This window comes from Pseudomonas sp. NFPP07 (assembly GCF_900115645.1).
Lineage (GTDB): Bacteria > Pseudomonadota > Gammaproteobacteria > Pseudomonadales > Pseudomonadaceae > Aquipseudomonas > Aquipseudomonas chlororaphis.
In genome coordinates, this window is record NZ_FOXG01000009.1 from 256855 (window position 1) to 275217 (window position 18363).

Genomic DNA, 18363 nt, shown 5'->3' on the forward strand with positions numbered 1-18363 from the left:
TGCCGATGACTTCGTATCAAACGGCTCCCGGGGCGCAGCGCGGCATGGCGCTGCTGATGAGCCTGGTGTTCCTGTTGTTGCTGACCTTGATCGGCATTTCGTCGATGCAGAACGCGACCTTGCAGGAAAAGATGGCCGGCGGCCTGTGGCTGCGCAATCAGTCGTTCCAGGCGGCGGAGATGGCCCTGCGCATCGGTGAGAGCGCGGTGCAGCAGGACAGTTATGTATTGGCGGCCTGTAGCGGCGGCCACTGCGCGCCGCCCGGCGAGTCCGCGGCTGTCAGCGCCGCGGGCCACAACAGCCATTCGGGCGTGACCTGGATCGCCACCGATAACGGTTTTTACGCTGTGCAGAACCTCGGTACGACGCTGGGGGCGGTCCATGTGCCGAGCAACACTTCCGCGACCCTGTACCGGGTGACTGCTGTCGGGCTGGCCGGCCACTCGCGCAGCGTGCTGGAGAGCATTTATGCCAAGTATTGAAAGGCCTGGGGGATTGCTGGCTGGCGCTTTGCTGGGCCTCTATCTGAGTGCCTCGGCCTATGGCTTCAGCCCAGCGCAGGCACCTTTGGCGAACGCGGCGGCGGTGGCACCGAATGTGATGCTGCTGCTCGACGACTCGCAGAGCATGAACAGCATTGTCTATGCCCCGGGTTTCGATCCCGGGCTGGCGCGGGCGCCGGTCAGGCCGTGCCGGATGCAGGCGGGCGAATGCCTGGCCGGAGCCAGTCCGAGCACGGATTCGCTTGCTCTTTCAACGCTGAGCCAGGCGGGCTGCGCCAGCGGTTATGTCGGTTTCTACCGCGACAGTGCCCGGCCACAGTGCCTCAAGCTGCCTGATCCCGCGGGGAACGGCCGCACCCGCTATTCGGCTGCCTATTTGGCTTACCTGCTGGCCCTGGCCGACGGTCGCGACCGGGATTTCACCGATGGCTCGATTCCCGCTCAGGACCGGATGACCCTGGTGCGTGAGGCCGCCAGCAAGCTGGTGGCTGACAACCGCGCGCTGCGCATTGGCCTGGCGAGCTTCAACCCGCCAGCGGGCGGCGATCTGGCGCCGGGTGGGTGTATCGTGCGCACCATCAGCGATCTGGCTCCGCTCAGCGACCAGGTCAGCCAGGCTCAGGCCGACGCTAACTACCAGGCATTGCTGTCCGCCATCGGCGGGCTCAGGGCCTCGGCCGAGGCGCCGCTGGCGGAAACCTATTACGAGATCAGCCGTTATTTTCGGGGGCTGGCGCCTTACTACAACAGCACGCCCTCTACCTATGGCAGCCCGATCCAGTATCGCTGCCAGCGCAATTACGGCCTGGTGGTGACCGATGGCCTGCCCAGTTACGACCACAGTTTTCCCTCCCGTGAACCCCAGGGGGCGAGCAGCCTGCCAGATTGGGATGGGGTGCCCAATGACGGTATTAATCCTGGCGGCAACGAGGAGGGCAGCAGCCTGTATCTGGATGACATCGCCAAGCTGGCGGTGGATATCGACATGCGCGCGGCAGGCATGGATATCGCGGGGAAAAGCTGGGATTCGGCGGGCTTCGCGCAGCAGCACATGAACACTTACACCATCGGTCTCAACGCGCAGTACCCCATGCTGGCGGATGCGGCGAACTATGGCCGGGGCAAGTTCTACCCGGTGACCGACAAGGCGGGGCTCGACGCCGCACTGGCCTCGGCCCTGGGCGAGGTTTCGGCTTCCGCCGCCCAGGCGGGGAGTGCCACGGCGGGGGCCGCCGGGCTGGCCAGCGGTTCGAGTTATTTCCAGGCGTCTTATGACTCCGTCGATTGGCACGGCACCATCAGGGCGTATGGCATCAGCCCCGCTGGTGCGGTCGACACCCGTACGCCGCTGTGGAGCACGGACTAGACCCTGGTTGCCGATGCATCGCCGGGGATCTTCCAGACCTGGAACAGCGCCACCCGGACCGCCGTTGCCTTGCGCCATGACCAACTGTCCGGCGCGCAGCAGGCCGCGCTCGCCCAGAACCTGCTGCCCGGCACCACCGCGGCCGATCTACTGGCCTGGAGCCAGGGGAGTAACCGGGCCGGGCTCAAGGTGCGTACCCGCCTGCTGGGGGACATCGTCAACTCGCCGCTGGTCATGGCGACGCCGACCGCGCAGGACGCCGCCGACCTGCAGGGCGACAGCGACTACAGCGCCTACCTGGCGAGCAAGGCCCAAGGCATGACCCCGAGCCTGCTGGTCAATGCCAATGACGGCCTGCTTTCGCTGATCGACCCTGAGAATGGCCGGCGCCGCTACGCCTATATGCCCTCCAGTGCCTTGCCGCTGCTGCATCACATCGCCGACCCCGGCTACGTCAACGGGGAACGTCACCGGTTTTTGGCCGATGGCCCGGTGGCGGTCTTCGATGCCCAACTCGGCACAGCCTGGGCAACCCTGGCGCTGGCGGGCACCGGGGCCGGCGGCAAGGTGTTTTACGCGGTGCAGCTGTATGGCCAGGCCGGCAATACGCCGCAGGCGCTGTGGGAAATCGCCGCGCCTGAGGTTGCCGATAACAGCCACCCGTTCAATGACCTGGGTTATGCCTACGCCCGCCCGGAAGTGGCACGCTTGGCCGACGGGCGCTGGGCGGCCTTTATCGGCAATGGCTATGGCAGCCATTCCGGGGTCGCCGCCTTGTATGTGCTGGATATTCGCGATGGCTCGTTGATCAGGAAAATTCTGGTCGATGGCAATGGGCAGGAGAACGGCTTGTCCTCGGTGAAGGTGCGGGTGGACAGCCAGAATGTGGTCCAGGCGGCCTATGGCGGCGATCTCCAGGGCCATCTGTGGAAGTTCGATTTGAGCGGTTCGGCGCCGGACAGCTGGGGCCCGGCCTTTGGCGGTGCTCCGTTGTTCAGCGCTCCGGGTGGCGCGAGCCAGCCGATCACCGCGCAGCCGTTGCTGGTGGATCATCCCGAGGGCGGCAAGCTGGTGCTGTTCGGCACCGGCAAGCTCAGCGAGCTGGCCGACAAACGCAGCAAGGATGCCCAGGGTTTCTACGCGGTCTGGGATGCCCCGGACGGGGCGGGGCGGATCACCGTGGCTGACCTGCAGGCGCAAGCGATCACCGGGCTGTTTGCCGGTAGCGCGGGCTCCTATATCACCAGCACCCAGGCGGATGTCAGTTATCCGGCCGAGCAGGGCTGGTACCTGCCGCTGGGGGAGGCGTCCAGCGGCGAGCGGGTCATCAATCAGGCCACGTTGGTGGCGGGTCGCATTGTCTTCAGCACCGCCGCTGTCGAGGCGGGCGACCCTTGTTCCAGCGCGGGCAACGGCAAATTGGTCGAGCTGGACGCATTCAGCGGTAAGATGCAGGACGACGCGGTGCTCGACACCAATGGCGATGAAGTGGTCGATGGTCTGGACACGCCTTCCAGCGGTGTCATCTTTACCGGCGGCATTCCTGCGTTGAGCGCTGTGCTTAACCGCGCTACCCGCAAAATCGTCAGCGATTCCGGCGGCGGTATCGCCTCCCTGGTCGAGAAACCGGGCGGTGGCAGCCGCCGCATCATGTGGCGACAAATACAGTAAGTGAGAGTGAGGCATGCGTAGATCCAACCAAGGTTTTACCCTGATCGAAATCATGATCGTGATTGCGATCATCGGGCTCGTCGTCACCCTGAGCCTGCCCAGCATCACCGAGTACGTGAAGAAAACCCATCGCACGCAGATTGCCGGCCTGCTGTCGGAACAGGCGCAGAGCCTCGAGCGGTTTCATTCCAAGGGCGGTGTCTACAGCAACGCTCCGGGCCTCAGCGCCGGCAACGACGACTACAGCATCACGCCAGTCCTGGCCGACCAGAGCTTTACCCTGACCGCGACGCCGAAAACCGAGAGCATGATGGCCGGCGACAAATGCGGCGAGTTCACCCTTAGCCACACCGGTGCCATGGGCAACAACAATATGGCCGACGGGGTGACCAGCAAGGATTGCTGGGGGCGCTGAACAACCTTCTCGGGCGCTGGCGGCGCCCGGTGTTTTCATTTCCTGGACTGGACTATGGCAAAGCAACAGCAAGTGGTGATTGTCGGCGGTGGAGTGATCGGCCTGCTGACCGCGTTCAACCTGGCATCCACCGGGCAGCAGGTGGTGCTGCTCGAACGCTCGAATGTCGGCCAGGAATCCTCCTGGGCCGGCGGCGGGATCGTCTCGCCGCTGTACCCCTGGCGCTACAGCCCGGCGGTCACCGCGCTGGCGCATTGGTCGCAGGATTTTTATCCACAGCTGGCCGAACGCCTGTTTGCCACGACCGGTGTCGATCCTGAAGTGCACACCACCGGCCTGTACTGGCTGGACCTCGACGACGAGGCCGAAGCGCTGGCCTGGGCCCGGCGGGAACAGCGGCCATTGAGCGCTGTGGATATCTCGGTGGCTCATGACGCGGTGCCGGTGCTGGGCGGCGGTTTTTTGCGGGCGATCTACATGGCCGACGTGGCCAACGTGCGCAATCCGCGCCTGGTCAAATCGCTGAAGGCCGCTCTGTCGGCCCTGCCGGCGGTGACCCTTCACGAGCAGTGCGAAGTCAGCGGGTTTATCCGCGAAGGTGAGCGAGTGCTCGGGGTGCAGACCTCCCTGGGCGAAATCCGTGGCGATCAGGTGGTGCTGGCGGCAGGGGCCTGGAGCGGCGAATTGCTCCAGAGCCTGGGGCTGGCGTTGCCGGTGGAGCCGGTCAAAGGCCAGATGATCCTCTACAAGTGCGCGTCGGATTTTCTTTCCTGCATGGTCCTGGCCAAGGGGCGTTACGCGATTCCCCGGCGCGACGGCCACATCTTGATCGGCAGTACCCTGGAGCACGAAGGCTTCGACAAGACCCCGACCTTGTCGGCCCTGGAAAGCCTGAAGGCTTCGGCCATCGAGTTGATCCCGGCGCTGGCGCAGGCCGAGGTGGTGGGCCATTGGGCGGGCTTGCGTCCGGGTTCGCCCGAGGGCATTCCCTATATCGGCCCGGTGCCGGGGCTGGCGGGGCTGTGGTTGAACTGCGGGCACTATCGCAACGGTCTGGTCCTGGCGCCCGCGTCCTGCCAGCTGTTCGCCGACCTGATGCTGGGTCGGGAGCCGATCATCGACCCGGCGCCTTATGCGCCCAGTGGGCGAATTTAATCCAGGCCGAGTTTCTTCAGCCGGTAGCGCATCGAACGAAACGACAAGCTCAAGCGCTGGGCCGCCGCCGTGCGGTTCCAGCGGGTGTGCTCCAGGGCCTGGAGGATCAGCCGGCGCTCGACTTCTTGCAGATGTTTCTCAAGGTTGATCGCCTGTGCCGGTCCGGGCGTGATGGCCGGGTGGGTGCCGTTTGGCGTCAGGCGCAGGTCGCGTGCTTCGATCCGCCGGTTCTCGCACAGGGTGTGTGCCCGTTCGAGCAGGTTCTCCAGTTCGCGCACGTTACCGGGAAAGTCGTAGCCCTGGAGCGCTTGCAGCGCGCTTGGCTGAAGCCGTGCCAGTTGTTGGCCGTTACCCTGCGCCAGGCGCTCGAGAATGGCGGTGGCCAAGGGTTCGATATCAGCCTTGCGCGCCCGTAGCGCTGGCACCGGCAACTCGATCACGTTCAGGCGGTAGTAGAGATCCTGGCGAAAGCGCCCGGCATGCACTTCCGCCAGCAACGCCTTGTGGGTGGCGCAGAGAATGCGCACATCGACCTGGACCTCCTGTTGCCCGCCGACGCAACGTACCGCCTTCTCCTGCAGCGCGCGGAGCAATTTGACCTGCATCGCCAGCGGCAGATCGGCCACCTCATCGAGAAACAGCGTGCCGCCGTGCGCCGCCTGGAACAGGCCGGGCTTGTCTTCGATAGCGCCGCTGAAGCTGCCTTTGCGATGGCCGAAAAACTCGCTCTCCATCAGTTCCGGTGGGATGGCTCCGCAATTGACCGGCACGAAGGCGTGGCAGGCTCGAGGACCCTGCTCGTGGATCGCGCGGGCGACCAGTTCCTTGCCGCTTCCGGACTCTCCGCTGATATAGATCGAGGCCTGGCTCCGGGCCAGTTTGCCGATTTGTCCGCGCAGTTTGTGCATGGCGGCCGAATCGCCGAGCAATGGGCCGGTGGCAGTGTTCGGTGGTGTCGATCCGGGCAGGGCGCCATTCAGCAGCTCGCGCAAGCGCGCCAGGGCCAGGGGCTTGCTCAGGAAGTCGATGGCGCCGGCCTTCAGGGCGTGGACCGCGGTTTCCTGGCGGGCGCAGGTGCTGAGTATTGCCAGCGGCATTCGCAGCTGGCGGCACTGGATATGCTCGAGTAATTCCAGCCCCGTGCCGTCGGGCAAATGCAGGTCGCTCAGGCACAGGTCGAAGCCTTCCCGCGCCAGCCAGTGACGCGCTTCGCCCAGGGTGCGGGCGCTGCGGGTATGGCGTTGCATCCGGCCGAGGCTGATTTCCAGATATTCGCGAATGCTTGGATCGTCATCGACGATCAAGACTTTTTGTCGTGGGCTCATGCCGCTTACTGCTTCATCCGTGAGCGAAAGAGGTGCGAGAGCACCCGCCATCCTGGCGTGTCGTGAAGTCTAGGCAGGCTTGAGGTCGTTGGCCCGCTCAAGGTCGGGCGGTGCGGGGCCGCTTGGTCGGATTCAAGATGACGCGCAGGGTAATAGCCCCGATTTGCCGAGGGTTGCCGGCCGGAAGCGAGGAGAGGAGAGGCGGTGGCTTTTTTGTAGCGAATTATTCAGCGGTGCAAACAACGTGCTTTTGACGTCATATGCACCGCTGCGGTCGAGGTTCAGCGATCGCGGGAGATCGGACCTTGCTCCAGGTGCGTCTGGCTGCAATACCACTGCTGCTCGAGGGGCAGCGCCCGGTCGCGGGGCAGGTGCACGCCGCAATGGGCGCAGCGCACCATGGGTGTGGTGCTGGGTTCGCGGGGCGCAGCGGTGCCGGAGGCGGGCTGCTTGAATTTGCGCCAGAGCCATACCGCAGCGGCAATCAGGGCGATCCAGAACAGTAGACGAAGCATGGTAGCCAGCTATGTGAGTGAGGAACCGGCAGTTTAGCCAAGGTCATGCTGGGAGCACAGTGCAATCAGCGCTGAAATCCACGGACAAAAAAAGGGAGACTCGAAAGTCTCCCTTTTTTGTGACCGCGGCGGTGTCAGTCGAACACGCCGAAGGTCATGTAGCTGAACCACGAGCGGTCGCTGTTGTTGCCTTCGGCTTCATGCTGTTCTTCTTCGACAGCGTCGCCATTGGCGTCTTTAGGCTTGAGCTCGGCCGGAATCGCATCCTTGGCGTCCTGGTATTGCTTCATCACGTCCTGGTTGGCGCGGGTTTCTCCCGGCGGCAGCGGTGGACGGGACTCGATCAGGCCCAGGGTGGCCTTGCTCAGCCAGGAGCGGTTGTCCGCCTCGGCGACCCGTGGCACGAACTGGCCATCGACCAGGGTCGGGTGATCGGGGTAGTTAAGCTTCAGGGTTTCCAGGCTGGTGGCGGCCAGTTCGTCCAGGTGCAGACGCTGGTAAGCCTCGGTCATCACCGCCAGGCCATCGGCCACCGACGGGGTTTCCTGGAAGTTTTCCACCACGTAGCGGCCACGGTTGGCGGCGGCTACATAGGCCTGACGGGTCAGGTAGTAGTCGGCCACGTGGATTTCGTAGGAGGCCAGCAGGTTGCGCAGGTAGATCATGCGCTGCTTGGCGTCCGGCGCGTAGCGGCTGTTCGGGAAGCGGCTGGTGAGCTGGGCGAACTCGTTGTAGGAGTCGCGCGCGGCACCCGGGTCACGCTTGGTCATGTCCAGCGGCAGGAAGCGCGCCAGCAGGCCGACGTCCTGGTCGAAGGAGGTCAGGCCCTTGAGGTAGTAGGCGTAGTCCACATTCGGGTGTTGTGGGTGCAGGCGGATGAAACGCTCGGCGGCGGACTTGGCGGCCTCCGGCTCGGCGTTCTTGTAGTTGGCATAGATCAGTTCGAGCTGTGCCTGATCCGCGTAGCGACCGAACGGATAACGCGACTCCAGGGCCTTGAGCTTGGCGGTGGCGCTGGTATAGCTGTTGTTGTCGAGGTCGGTCTGCGCCTGCTGGTACAGCTCGACCTCGCTCAGGTTTTCGTCAACGACTTCCTTCGATGAGCAAGCAGCGGTCAGTGCGAGGATGGCGATCAGCAGCAGGTGTTTCACTTGCATGGCGGCTTGCGTCCCTATGACGGCCGCTGTCTTGGGCGGGGCCGTCCTGTTATGATGAGCGCCCCGTTGAAAAGCCTCGGGGCAAAAGACGCCGTATTTAACCACAAGCGCGCAGCCGAAACCAAAGGCTGTGCCGACGCCTAGTCTGAGCATGTCCGATAAAATTGAACTTCGCGCAGAGGTGCCGTCCGAACTGGGCGGCCAACGCCTCGATCAAGTCGCCGCCCAATTATTCGCTGAGCACTCGCGCTCGCGCCTTTCCGCCTGGATCAAAGACGGCCGCCTGACTGTGGATGGAGCGGTTATCCGCCCGCGAGACATCGTCCATGGCGGCGCGGTTCTTGAGCTGACTGCCGAGCAGGAAGCTCAGGGAGAATGGATCGCTCAGGACATCGAACTGGATATCGTCTATGAAGACGACGACATCCTGGTGATCAACAAGCCTGCCGGCCTGGTGGTCCACCCCGCCGCCGGTCACGCCGATGGCACGCTGCTCAATGCCCTGCTGCACCATGTCCCGGACATCATCAACGTGCCGCGCGCCGGCATCGTGCATCGCCTGGACAAGGACACCACCGGTCTGATGGTGGTGGCCAAGACCATCCAGGCGCAGACCCAGCTGGTTGCCCAGTTGCAGAGCCGCAGCGTCAGCCGCATCTATGAATGCATCGTGATCGGCGTGGTCACCGCCGGTGGCAAGATCAACGCCCCGATCGGCCGTCACGGTCAGCAACGCCAGCGCATGGCGGTGATGGAAGGCGGCAAGCCGGCCGTCAGCCACTACCGCGTACTGGAGCGTTTCCGTTCCCACACCCATGTCCGGGTGAAACTGGAAACCGGGCGGACCCACCAGATCCGTGTGCACATGGCCCATATCAACTATCCGTTGGTCGGCGATCCGGCCTACGGTGGTCGTTTCCGCATTCCGCCTGCCGCGAACCCGACCATGGTCGAATCCCTCAAGCACTTCCCGCGTCAGGCGCTGCATGCGCGGTTCCTTGAGCTGGACCATCCGACCACCGGCGAGCGCATGAGCTGGGAATCGCCGCTGCCGGAAGATTTCGTCTGGCTGCTGACCCTGCTCAAGCAGGATCGCGAGGCTTTCGTCGGATGAGTGACTGGCTGATTCCTGACTGGCCCGCGCCGGCCGGGGTCAAAGCCTGCGTCACCACCCGTGCGGGCGGCGTCAGCCTGGCGCCGTTCGACAGCCTCAACCTGGGCGATCATGTCGATGACAACCCAGAGGCGGTGGCCGAAAACCGCCGTCGCCTGACCGATCGTTTCTCTATAAAGCCAGCCTGGCTGAAACAGGTTCACGGTATTGATGTGGTCGAGGCGGATCCGTCCGTCGTCGCCACCGCCGATGCCAGCTGGACCGCCACGCCCGGCATTGCCTGTAGCGCCATGACCGCCGATTGCCTGCCAGCGCTGTTCTGCGACCGCGCCGGTACTCGGGTGGCGGCGGCCCATGCCGGTTGGCGTGGGCTGGCGGCCGGGGTGCTGGAAGCGACGCTCGATAGCCTGAAAGTCGCACCAGAAGATGTACTGGTCTGGCTGGGGCCAGCCATTGGACCGCAAGCCTTCGAGGTCGGTCCGGAAGTGCGTGAGGCTTTCGTCCGGCACTTGCCACAGACCGAACAGGCCTTTGTACCGAGCCACAACCCCGGCAAGCTCATGGCTGATATCTATATGCTGGCCCGCCTGCGCCTGGCGGCATGCGGCGTCACCGCCGTGTATGGTGGCGGTTTCTGCACCGTGAGCGACCCGCGTTTCTATTCCTACCGCCGCAGCCCGCGCACCGGGCGCTTCGCTTCCCTGATCTGGCTGGAACGCTAGACTCTTCTGACCTGTGTCAAGCTCGCAAGGCTTGAATCTTCCAGAATCGACCGCATCTACAGGGGTATCTGGCAGGTTTCTCTATTTAGGTGTGTTTATCGCTCCGACCTGCTCAAAAGGAAGGTGACTAATGCGTATAGACCGATTAACCAGCAAGCTTCAGCTGGCATTATCCGATTCTCAATCCCTGGCGGTCGGCCTCGACCATCCGGCCATCGAGCCGGCGCACTTGATGCAGGCGCTGCTCGAACAGCAGGGCGGCTCGATCAAGCCGCTGCTGATGCAAGTGGGCTTCGACGTGAACAGCCTGCGCAAGGAATTGAGCAAAGAGCTCGACCACTTGCCGAAAATCCAGAACCCCACCGGCGACGTGAACATGTCGCAGGATCTGGCGCGCCTGCTGAACCAGGCCGATCGCCTGGCGCAACAGAAAGGCGACCAGTTCATCTCCAGCGAGCTGGTGCTGCTGGCGGCCATGGACGAAAACAGCAAGCTCGGCAAGTTGCTGCTGGGGCAGGGCGTCAGCAAAAAAGCGCTGGAAAACGCCATTAATAACCTGCGAGGCGGCGAGGCGGTGAATGACGCCAACGTCGAGGAGTCGCGTCAGGCCCTGGATAAATACACCGTCGACCTGACCAAGCGCGCCGAAGACGGCAAGCTCGACCCGGTGATCGGCCGTGACGACGAAATCCGCCGGACCATCCAGGTGCTGCAACGTCGGACCAAGAACAACCCAGTGCTGATCGGTGAGCCTGGCGTGGGTAAAACCGCGATTGCCGAAGGCCTGGCCCAACGCATCATCAACGGCGAAGTGCCGGACGGCCTGAAGGGCAAGCGCCTGCTGTCCCTGGACATGGGCGCGCTGATCGCTGGCGCCAAATACCGTGGCGAGTTCGAAGAACGCCTGAAATCCCTGCTCAACGAGCTGTCCAAGCAGGAAGGGCAGATCATTCTGTTCATCGACGAACTGCACACCATGGTCGGCGCCGGTAAAGGCGAAGGTTCGATGGATGCGGGCAACATGCTCAAGCCAGCCCTGGCTCGGGGTGAGCTGCACTGTGTCGGCGCCACCACGCTCAACGAGTACCGCCAATATATAGAGAAGGACGCGGCCCTCGAGCGGCGCTTCCAGAAAGTCCTGGTGGACGAGCCGAGCGAAGAAGACACCATTGCCATCCTGCGCGGCCTGAAAGAGCGTTATGAGGTGCACCACAAGGTGGCGATCACCGATGGCGCGATCATTGCCGCGGCCAAGCTCAGCCATCGCTACATCACCGACCGGCAGTTGCCGGACAAGGCGATCGACCTGATCGACGAAGCCGCCAGCCGTATCCGCATGGAGATCGACTCCAAGCCGGAAGTCCTGGACCGCCTGGAACGGCGCCTGATTCAACTGAAGGTCGAATCCCAGGCTCTGAAGAAAGAAGACGACGAAGCGGCGATCAAGCGCCTGGAGAAACTCCAGGAGGAAATCACCCGCCTGGAGCGCGAATACGCCGATCTGGAAGAAGTCTGGACCTCGGAGAAAGCCGAAGTGCAGGGTTCGGCGCAGATCCAGCAGAAAATCGAGCAGTCCCGCCAGGAATTGGAAGCCGCGCGCCGCAAAGGCGACCTGAACCGCATGGCCGAGTTGCAGTATGGGGTGATCCCGGACCTGGAGCGCAGCCTGCAGATGGTCGACCAGCACGGCCAAAGCGAGAACCAGCTGTTGCGCAGCAAGGTGACCGAAGAGGAAATCGCCGAAGTCGTGTCCAAGTGGACCGGTATTCCGGTATCGAAGATGCTCGAAGGCGAGCGTGACAAGCTGCTGAAGATGGAAAGCCTGCTGCACCAGCGTGTCATTGGCCAGGACGAAGCCGTGGTGGCGGTAGCCAACGCAGTGCGGCGTTCTCGCGCCGGGTTGTCCGATCCGAACCGGCCAAGTGGTTCGTTCATGTTCCTCGGCCCGACCGGTGTGGGTAAGACCGAATTGTGCAAGGCGTTGGCCGAATTCCTTTTCGATACCGAAGAGGCGATGGTGCGGATCGATATGTCCGAGTTCATGGAGAAACACTCCGTGGCTCGATTGATCGGTGCGCCTCCAGGCTACGTCGGCTACGAGGAGGGCGGTTACCTGACCGAGGCGGTGCGGCGCAAGCCTTATTCGGTGATCCTGTTGGACGAGGTCGAGAAGGCCCATCCGGACGTATTCAACATCCTGCTGCAGGTGCTGGAAGATGGTCGCCTGACGGACAGCCACGGGCGTACCGTGGACTTCCGTAATACGGTGATCGTCATGACCTCCAACCTGGGCTCGGCGCAGATCCAGGAGCTGGTGGGGGATCGCGAAGCACAGCGGGCGGCGGTGATGGATGCGGTGTCGACCCATTTCCGTCCGGAGTTCATCAACCGGATCGACGAAGTGGTGATCTTCGAGCCACTGGCCCGGGATCAGATCGCCGGCATCACCGAGATCCAGCTGGGACGCCTGCGCAGCCGCCTGGCCGAGCGCGAGCTCAAGCTGGAGCTGAGTGGCGAGGCCTTGGACAAACTGATTGCCGTGGGTTACGACCCGGTCTATGGCGCGCGTCCGCTGAAACGGGCGATCCAGCGCTGGATCGAGAACCCATTGGCGCAGTTGATTCTGTCCGGTAGTTTCCTGCCGGGGGTCACTGTGACGGCCAAGGTGGAAAACGACGAAATCGTCTTCACCTGAGCCCGATAGGGCGTCGTTGTGAAGGAGGCCTCGCATTGCGAGGCCTTTTTTTGCATAGGGCGTTGAACTGTAAGGCAAAGGCTTGTAAAGTGCGCCCCGCAGTACGTCACCCCAAGGCTTTTTCCTCCCTGAGGAAAAACTGAAATAAGTTGCAAATCATTGTCTTGAAAGCAATTTAGGGGGTTGACAGAGGTTTTTAAGATTGTAGAATAGCGCGCCTCAGAGGCATGAACGTAGCGATACGGACCAAGTCGACGAGGAGGCTTCTAGAAATAAAAGCCTGCTGTAAAGGTTGTAAAATTGAAATGTTCAGTTCCGTGATAGCTCAGTCGGTAGAGCAAATGACTGTTAATCATTGGGTCCCAGGTTCGAGTCCTGGTCACGGAGCCAATTTCAAACCGGGGTATAGCGCAGTCCGGTAGCGCGCCTGCTTTGGGAGCAGGATGTCAGGAGTTCGAATCCCCTTACCCCGACCATATTTGGGTCGTTAGCTCAGTTGGTAGAGCAGTTGGCTTTTAACCAATTGGTCGTAGGTTCGAATCCCACACGACCCACCATTTTTGAAACCAGTTCGCTGGAATCGAATCTTAAGATCAGACGCCAAAAGCTCTGTTCGCAGAAGGCGCCTTTAAAGGGTGCCTTTTTTTTACCGGGGTATAGCGCAGTCCGGTAGCGCGCCTGCTTTGGGAGCAGGATGTCAGGAGTTCGAATCCCCTTACCCCGACCATACTGAAAATCCTCGTATCGAAAGATACGGGGATTTTTTTTGCCCGGAATTTGGTGCCAGTTGTGTCTTGCCGGTTCTGCCCAGGTTCGACAGCAGTTCCGCGCCCCAGAACCCTTTGTCGAGCAGCGTCACCGAGTGGTCGGGAATCCGCTGCAAAACTCGTCGGCCAAACGCATTTCACTGCGTCGGTAAGGGCTCATTGTGCATCCAGGATCACGTGCGAACGCACGTTCATCAGCGCCACCAGGCGCAGCATAGGAAACGGTGTCTGATGGTCGCTTGTTTCCCGAGCCGAAGTGATCTCAACCCTCGGGCGTCCACAATGCGCAACAGCGCACCGTCCACTACAAAGACCGGCAGGTCATGCCTGGCATCATCGTTATAGCGCTCTACGCCCCAATGGTTGCCCGGTCTTGCGCAATAACCACTCAACAGGACCGGCGCCGAGCCGTTTACGAGCTTCGGTTGCCTGCTGCGAGCCAGCAAATGGTCAGAAGCCAGGCCTTGGGCGCGGATATTCAAATGTCTGGCCACCTCATGAACCGGCTCGTCACGAAATAACGCCACGCCGAGCACCCGCCAAAGCACTTGATCGGTGGGCAGACAATGTCGGCGAAGGGTTGCCTGGCTGGAGAGATTCAGCGCAGACGCCATTCACTCTATGGGGATATGTCGCAGACGTTGAAACGGTCGCCGAGGTCGAGCAGGTCCTGTTGAGCAGATATAAAAAATCCGATGCCAGAAGTCTGGCATCGGATTTTCTAGAAAGCCCGGCATGAGCTCAAATGCTTAGCTCATGCCAATTAACCTGATGTGGGAGTGATCGCCTGTGTCCGTGGCCAGCCCCTCGTTGCGAAGGGCGTTTACGGTACTCACAGGGCCCGGCAAAGGCCGTCCACGCGTTCGTAAGCCAGTTCCTTGTTTGTTGGGGGGAGCTTGTAGTCCACCACGCAACTGCCTTCGGCCCAGCGAATCTCCAGCCGGCCCTGGTCGGGAACGCCAAAGACCAGTAGGCGCGACAGGTTGTCGACCATGCCCAGGGGCTTGCCTTGTTCGTCGTAGCCTTGGGCGCCGAAGGGGATTGGATCGCCCTTGTCCGCGCGCAGCACGAATTGCAGGCGGCGACCTGTCTGTGCGGCATAGGTGGCCTTGACGATGGCGCCACGGGTTGGCACCAGCACCTTGGAGGTTTCGTTGATCTCGGTGTCGGTACCCAGGGTCTGGGTGTCCAGGTTCAGCCAGTTGTAGCGATAAGGCTGCATATAGGGCACCACCGCGTAACCCTTGCCATTGGTGCGAACGGCGTTCCAGCCGGATACACCGACGCCGTCGACATCCGGAACTTCCAGCAGGCCGAAAGTCTCGCCAAGCGGCTGGCCGAGGGTAACGCCACCACTGTGCACCAGCAGCGATCCAGATGCGCCCAGGTCGATATGTTTGTCGTCACGGCCCTGGTTATAGCCACCACGCAGCTTGGCGACGGGGGTGTCCCAGTCCAGGCTGGCGCCGGCCGTACTGCCGTTTCTTTTGCTGTGGCCTGCCTGTGCCGAGTAGCTGAGGGTCGCCTGGTCGTCCAGGTAGCCGGACACGTTCGACTGCAGCGAGGAATCGCCTTTGCTCGAGCTGATGGCGTTGCTGGAGAGGCGGTGAGAACCACCCCGGCCTCCCAGCGGCATGCTGACACTGGCGGTGAGTTGCGTATCCGAACCACCGTTCATGGGGTCGCTCTGGGTGCGTGACACCGCCAGGTTGTAGCTGACGTTGGCAACGCTGCTGCCATAACCAAATTGCCAGTTGCGCGTACGGCTCTGCTGATTCCAGTAGTTGGTTTCATCCATGCTGAGGTACAACGAGCCTCGCTGTGACAGGCTCTGGTTCACCCGGAGGTTGATTCGGCTCTTTTGTGCGCTGAAGCCGGCACGCTCCTGATACATGAGGTCGTCCACATGCTGGCTGAAGCTGCGATAGCCTTCGGTGGAGTAGCGGTAGCCGGCCATGGTGAAGGTGGTATCGGTGGCGTTCAGCGTCTTGGAGTACAGGAAGCGCGCACTGTGACCCTTGTTGCTCCTGCCGTTCGGGGTTTTCGATTCACTGCTGGTGACGTCGAAGGAAATACCGCCGAGGCTGGAGTTCACGCCCGCACCAATGTTGACGGCGCGATAGTCTTGCGCGAGCAGCGCGCCGCCATAACCGGTGAGGTTATCGGTCACACCGTAGACGGCTGTGCCCTGGGTGAACGACGGCGACGGTTGGTCGGCGACGCGATATTCCCCGGCGGTGACGCTGTAGCGAAGGTTGCCGCGCCGGGTCATGATCGGCTGGTAGGCATAGGACTGCAGATATTCGCGTACCCGGCCATCCGCTTCGATGATCTTGATCTGCAGGTCGCCGTTGGAGCCGCTGGGATAGATGTCGGTGAACTCGAAGGCGCCAGGCGGCACCGACGCGGAATAGATCACGTAGCCGTTTTGCCGTACTTCTACGGTGGCATTGGTTTCAGCGATGCCACGGATCACGGGTGCGTAGCCGACCTCGTTGTCAGGCAGCATGCCGAGGTCCGAAGCGATCTGTGCACCGCGAAAGCGCACGCTGTCGAAGATCTCGCCTGGGGTGTACAGCTCGCCCAGGGAAAGCTTGCCTTTCAGGCGCTGGACATCGCGCTCCAGATAGTTGCGGTTGCTCTTGAATTCGCTTTTTGTACCGGTTCCTCCGGTCAAGGCGGATTCGTTGCGAAAGCGCCAGCCGGCGATATTGAAACCGTTGCGCAGGTTCAGGTTGTGGTAGTCGCTCTTCCTGCCCTGGTTGGTATTGCGGTTGAAGTTGGCCTGGTAGTCGCTGTAGAAGGCGGTGATGCCTTCGTCCCAAACCGATGGGTCGACGTAACCATGGGAATAGCGCTGGACGTACGCCTGCGGAATGCTGAACTGCAATGCCAGGTTGGTGACGTCGAAGTCCACCGCGGCGCCGGTGATCTGGGCGCTGACGTCGAACGGCTGCTCATCCTTGGCGTCCGCGGCGATGAGTCCATCCTGCTGGGCTTTGCCCGCGTTGAGTCCAAGCTCTTTGAGCAGCCCGAGCGAGATGGCGGGTTTGACCTGCCCGGAGGCATCGGCGCTGAAGGTGATTTCCTGGCGCTTGATCAGCACGTTGTTCAGGTAGAGGTCGACGCTGTAGGTACCTGGCGGAACTGCACTGCCTTTCTCAAAAAACTTGAGGTCCACCGGAGCGCCCTCCATTTTCAGAAAGGAGTCGGCGAACTCGGCCTCTGCGGCGGACAGCTTCGAGGCCAGCCCCAGTGCCATGAGGCAGGTCGCGCACGCCCGTCGGGCGATCCTGAAGCTGAGCTCTCTCTGAAAAATGGGCATGCGAAATCCTTTCGATCATGCATCGGATGTCCGAGGCACTGACCTGATTAAAAAGTCGGATTAGATAAAGCGGTGCGCTCTATGCGAGCGACACGAGTGATGGCTGTTTTCCGTTAGTTGGAAAGTTTGCTGGTGACTCGGTCCAGCCCGCCGTAATCGTTGATGCTGTCGAATTCCACTGTTGTGGCTCCGGGCTTCATGCCAGTCGAGCCTTTGATCTCGACGGTGCGTGTTGCTCCTGGTGCCAGCATTTCCACGGTAGCGGTGCCCGCGTCTTTGCCATTGCGCAGTTTCACGCTGCTCCCAGCAAGGGTCACATGGAACGCGGAAGGGTTGGTCACCGAAAGCGCGGCTTTGCCGCCTTGTTCCACCAGCTTCCATTGCAGGCTCTTGGCTGCATTGGCGGCGGTGTCCGGCAGGTTGGCCGGGCGGTAGAACAGTTTCACGCGCTGGCGTATGGCAATTTGCAGGGTGTTCTCGCTTTTGGCTTTTTGCGGGATCTCTTGCACGGCCAGCCAGAACACGGATTCCTTGTCGGTCGGCAGCCCCTGGCCTTGATAGAGGATGCGCAGGATCTGCTGCTTGTTGCCTCCAAGGCGAACCAAGGGAGGGGTAATGGCGAACGGTACATCGGTCGCGAGCCCGTTTTTGTCTGGCTCGACCCAAGACTGGATCATGATGTCGTTCGAGCCTTGATTCCTGACGACGACGGATGTTTCCTTGGCTGGCGCAGCGAAGACGACGCGGGTGCCATCCAGCGTAATGCCGGCACTGGCCATCGACGCAAAGAGCGTCATCGCGCTGGCGAGCGCAAGACGTGTCAATAGTGAGGCTTTCATAGCGGCTCCAGGTCGGAGGGAGGGGCACAGGCCCCTCCCTTTGGCGCGGGTTACTCGTAAGTCAAGGTAAACGGCAGGGTGCCGTTCGCAGGACCTGCTTTGATCGTCGCGCCGTTTGCCACATAACCTGCACGCATGTTCAGGTTGGCGCTGTAGGTGGTGGTTTCACCTACTGTGGTTGGCACCAGCGCGCCATCGATGGTTTCGTTCGCGCCGAGGTTCACCAGCTTGTTGCTGCTGTTGTAAAGACCGATACCCACGCCCTCTGCACCACCGGTGACTTTCAGCAGCGAGACGTTATTGCTGTCGATGCCGGAGCCACTGCTTGGGTCGAACTGCAGCTTGACGGACTTCAGGCCCTCTGCGGTGCCGCCGCAATCCAGGTTCAGGTTGATACCCTTACCGCCGACGATGCCGCCGCCTGCAGAGCCCTTGAGCGAGTCGCTGCTGACCTTGCCGAGGTTGATATCGATGTTCTGGTTGCCCTTGCTACCACCAACGTTGGTACCGGAACCGGCGGCGATTGTGCAGGAGGCAGCGACGATGTCGCCGGTGAAGTTGATGGTGCCATCTGCTGCGAGAGCGGAAGTGCTGACCGCGCCAGCGATAGCCATGGAGACGATGCTTTTAAGAAGTTTGGACATTTCATGTACCTGCTAAAGTTGGAGGTGCAATCTTGTATCTTCACTTCGATCGTTACAATAAGACCATTCTTAAAGTACTGAATGTTCTATGGTTTTGAATGGCGGCTAATACTTTTTTGCCTGATAGGATTTCAATAAGAAGATTCTTAA

The 18363-nt window shown here is 61.7% G+C and carries 12 protein-coding genes, 4 tRNA genes and 2 pseudogenes; 11 read left to right on the forward strand and 7 right to left on the reverse strand.

Annotated features, from left to right (window positions below):
• Window positions 1-5 precede the first annotated feature (5 nt).
• The 4 genes and pseudogenes from BM019_RS23890 (at window position 6) to thiO (ending at window position 5110) form a co-directional block, all read left to right on the forward strand.
• Window positions 6-482: a pilus assembly PilX family protein gene (locus tag BM019_RS23890; RefSeq protein ID WP_239691099.1), complete on the forward strand. Its 477-nt coding sequence runs from the start codon at window positions 6-8 to the stop codon at window positions 480-482.
• Window positions 469-3540 (forward strand): annotated as a pseudogene (locus BM019_RS23895) (PilC/PilY family type IV pilus protein). Before BM019_RS23890 ends, BM019_RS23895 begins: the two are co-directional and overlap by 14 nt.
• A gap of 13 nt (window positions 3541-3553) precedes the next feature.
• Window positions 3554-3955 (forward strand): type IV pilin protein, encoded by a 402-nt coding sequence (locus tag BM019_RS23900; protein WP_007924724.1) that lies wholly within the window; start codon window positions 3554-3556, stop codon window positions 3953-3955.
• Window positions 3956-4009: 54 nt separating this feature from the next.
• On the forward strand, window positions 4010-5110 hold the full coding sequence (thiO, locus tag BM019_RS23905) for a glycine oxidase ThiO (protein ID WP_092420764.1): 1101 nt from the start codon (window positions 4010-4012) through the stop codon (window positions 5108-5110).
• Here thiO and BM019_RS23910 read toward each other — a convergent pair.
• The 3 genes from BM019_RS23910 to BM019_RS23920 all read right to left on the reverse strand — a co-directional run bounded on the left by BM019_RS23910 (window position 5107) and on the right by BM019_RS23920 (window position 8107).
• Window positions 5107-6435 carry a sigma-54-dependent transcriptional regulator gene (locus BM019_RS23910; protein ID WP_092420767.1) on the reverse strand — a complete coding sequence of 443 codons (1329 nt, stop codon included), beginning with the start codon at window positions 6433-6435 and terminating at the stop codon, window positions 5107-5109. The genes thiO and BM019_RS23910 overlap by 4 nt on opposite strands.
• A 281-nt stretch (window positions 6436-6716) precedes the next feature.
• Window positions 6717-6950: a PP0621 family protein gene (locus tag BM019_RS23915; protein WP_092420770.1), complete on the reverse strand. Its 234-nt coding sequence runs from the start codon at window positions 6948-6950 to the stop codon at window positions 6717-6719.
• 134 nt (window positions 6951-7084) lie between these two features.
• On the reverse strand, window positions 7085-8107 hold the full coding sequence (locus tag BM019_RS23920; RefSeq protein ID WP_007924720.1) for an outer membrane protein assembly factor BamD: 1023 nt from the start codon (window positions 8105-8107) through the stop codon (window positions 7085-7087).
• A 151-nt stretch (window positions 8108-8258) separates the two neighbouring features.
• Between BM019_RS23920 and rluD the strand changes: the two genes are divergently transcribed.
• The 7 genes from rluD to BM019_RS23955 all read left to right on the forward strand — a co-directional run bounded on the left by rluD (window position 8259) and on the right by BM019_RS23955 (window position 13365).
• On the forward strand, window positions 8259-9221 hold the full coding sequence (rluD, locus tag BM019_RS23925; protein WP_007924719.1) for a 23S rRNA pseudouridine(1911/1915/1917) synthase RluD: 963 nt from the start codon (window positions 8259-8261) through the stop codon (window positions 9219-9221).
• Window positions 9218-9943 carry a peptidoglycan editing factor PgeF gene (gene pgeF, locus BM019_RS23930; protein ID WP_092420773.1) on the forward strand — a complete coding sequence of 242 codons (726 nt, stop codon included), beginning with the start codon at window positions 9218-9220 and terminating at the stop codon, window positions 9941-9943. The genes rluD and pgeF overlap by 4 nt, the downstream gene beginning before the upstream one ends.
• A 130-nt stretch (window positions 9944-10073) precedes the next feature.
• On the forward strand, window positions 10074-12638 hold the full coding sequence (gene clpB, locus BM019_RS23935) for an ATP-dependent chaperone ClpB (RefSeq protein WP_092420776.1): 2565 nt from the start codon (window positions 10074-10076) through the stop codon (window positions 12636-12638).
• Between the two features lie 314 nt (window positions 12639-12952).
• A tRNA-Asn gene (locus tag BM019_RS23940) sits at window positions 12953-13028 on the forward strand.
• Window positions 13029-13037: 9 nt separating this feature from the next.
• A tRNA-Pro gene (locus tag BM019_RS23945) sits at window positions 13038-13114 on the forward strand.
• Window positions 13115-13119: 5 nt separating this feature from the next.
• A tRNA-Lys gene (locus BM019_RS23950) sits at window positions 13120-13195 on the forward strand.
• Between the two features lie 93 nt (window positions 13196-13288).
• A tRNA-Pro gene (locus tag BM019_RS23955) sits at window positions 13289-13365 on the forward strand.
• A gap of 81 nt (window positions 13366-13446) precedes the next feature.
• Here the strand turns inward: BM019_RS23955 and BM019_RS23960 are convergent.
• The 4 genes and pseudogenes from BM019_RS23960 to BM019_RS23975 all read right to left on the reverse strand — a co-directional run.
• Window positions 13447-14090 (reverse strand): annotated as a pseudogene (locus BM019_RS23960) (transposase domain-containing protein); the annotation flags it as partial.
• Window positions 14091-14237: 147 nt separating this feature from the next.
• Complete coding sequence (locus tag BM019_RS23965; protein ID WP_092420779.1) at window positions 14238-16730, reverse strand: fimbria/pilus outer membrane usher protein; 2493 nt, start codon at window positions 16728-16730, stop codon at window positions 14238-14240.
• 113 nt (window positions 16731-16843) lie between these two features.
• Window positions 16844-17569, reverse strand: coding sequence for a fimbrial biogenesis chaperone (locus BM019_RS23970; protein WP_085534650.1), 726 nt, complete (start codon window positions 17567-17569; stop codon window positions 16844-16846).
• 50 nt (window positions 17570-17619) lie between these two features.
• Entirely contained in the window at window positions 17620-18213 is a 594-nt protein-coding gene (locus BM019_RS23975; protein WP_092420782.1) for a fimbrial protein, read from the reverse strand.
• Window positions 18214-18363 lie beyond the last annotated feature (150 nt).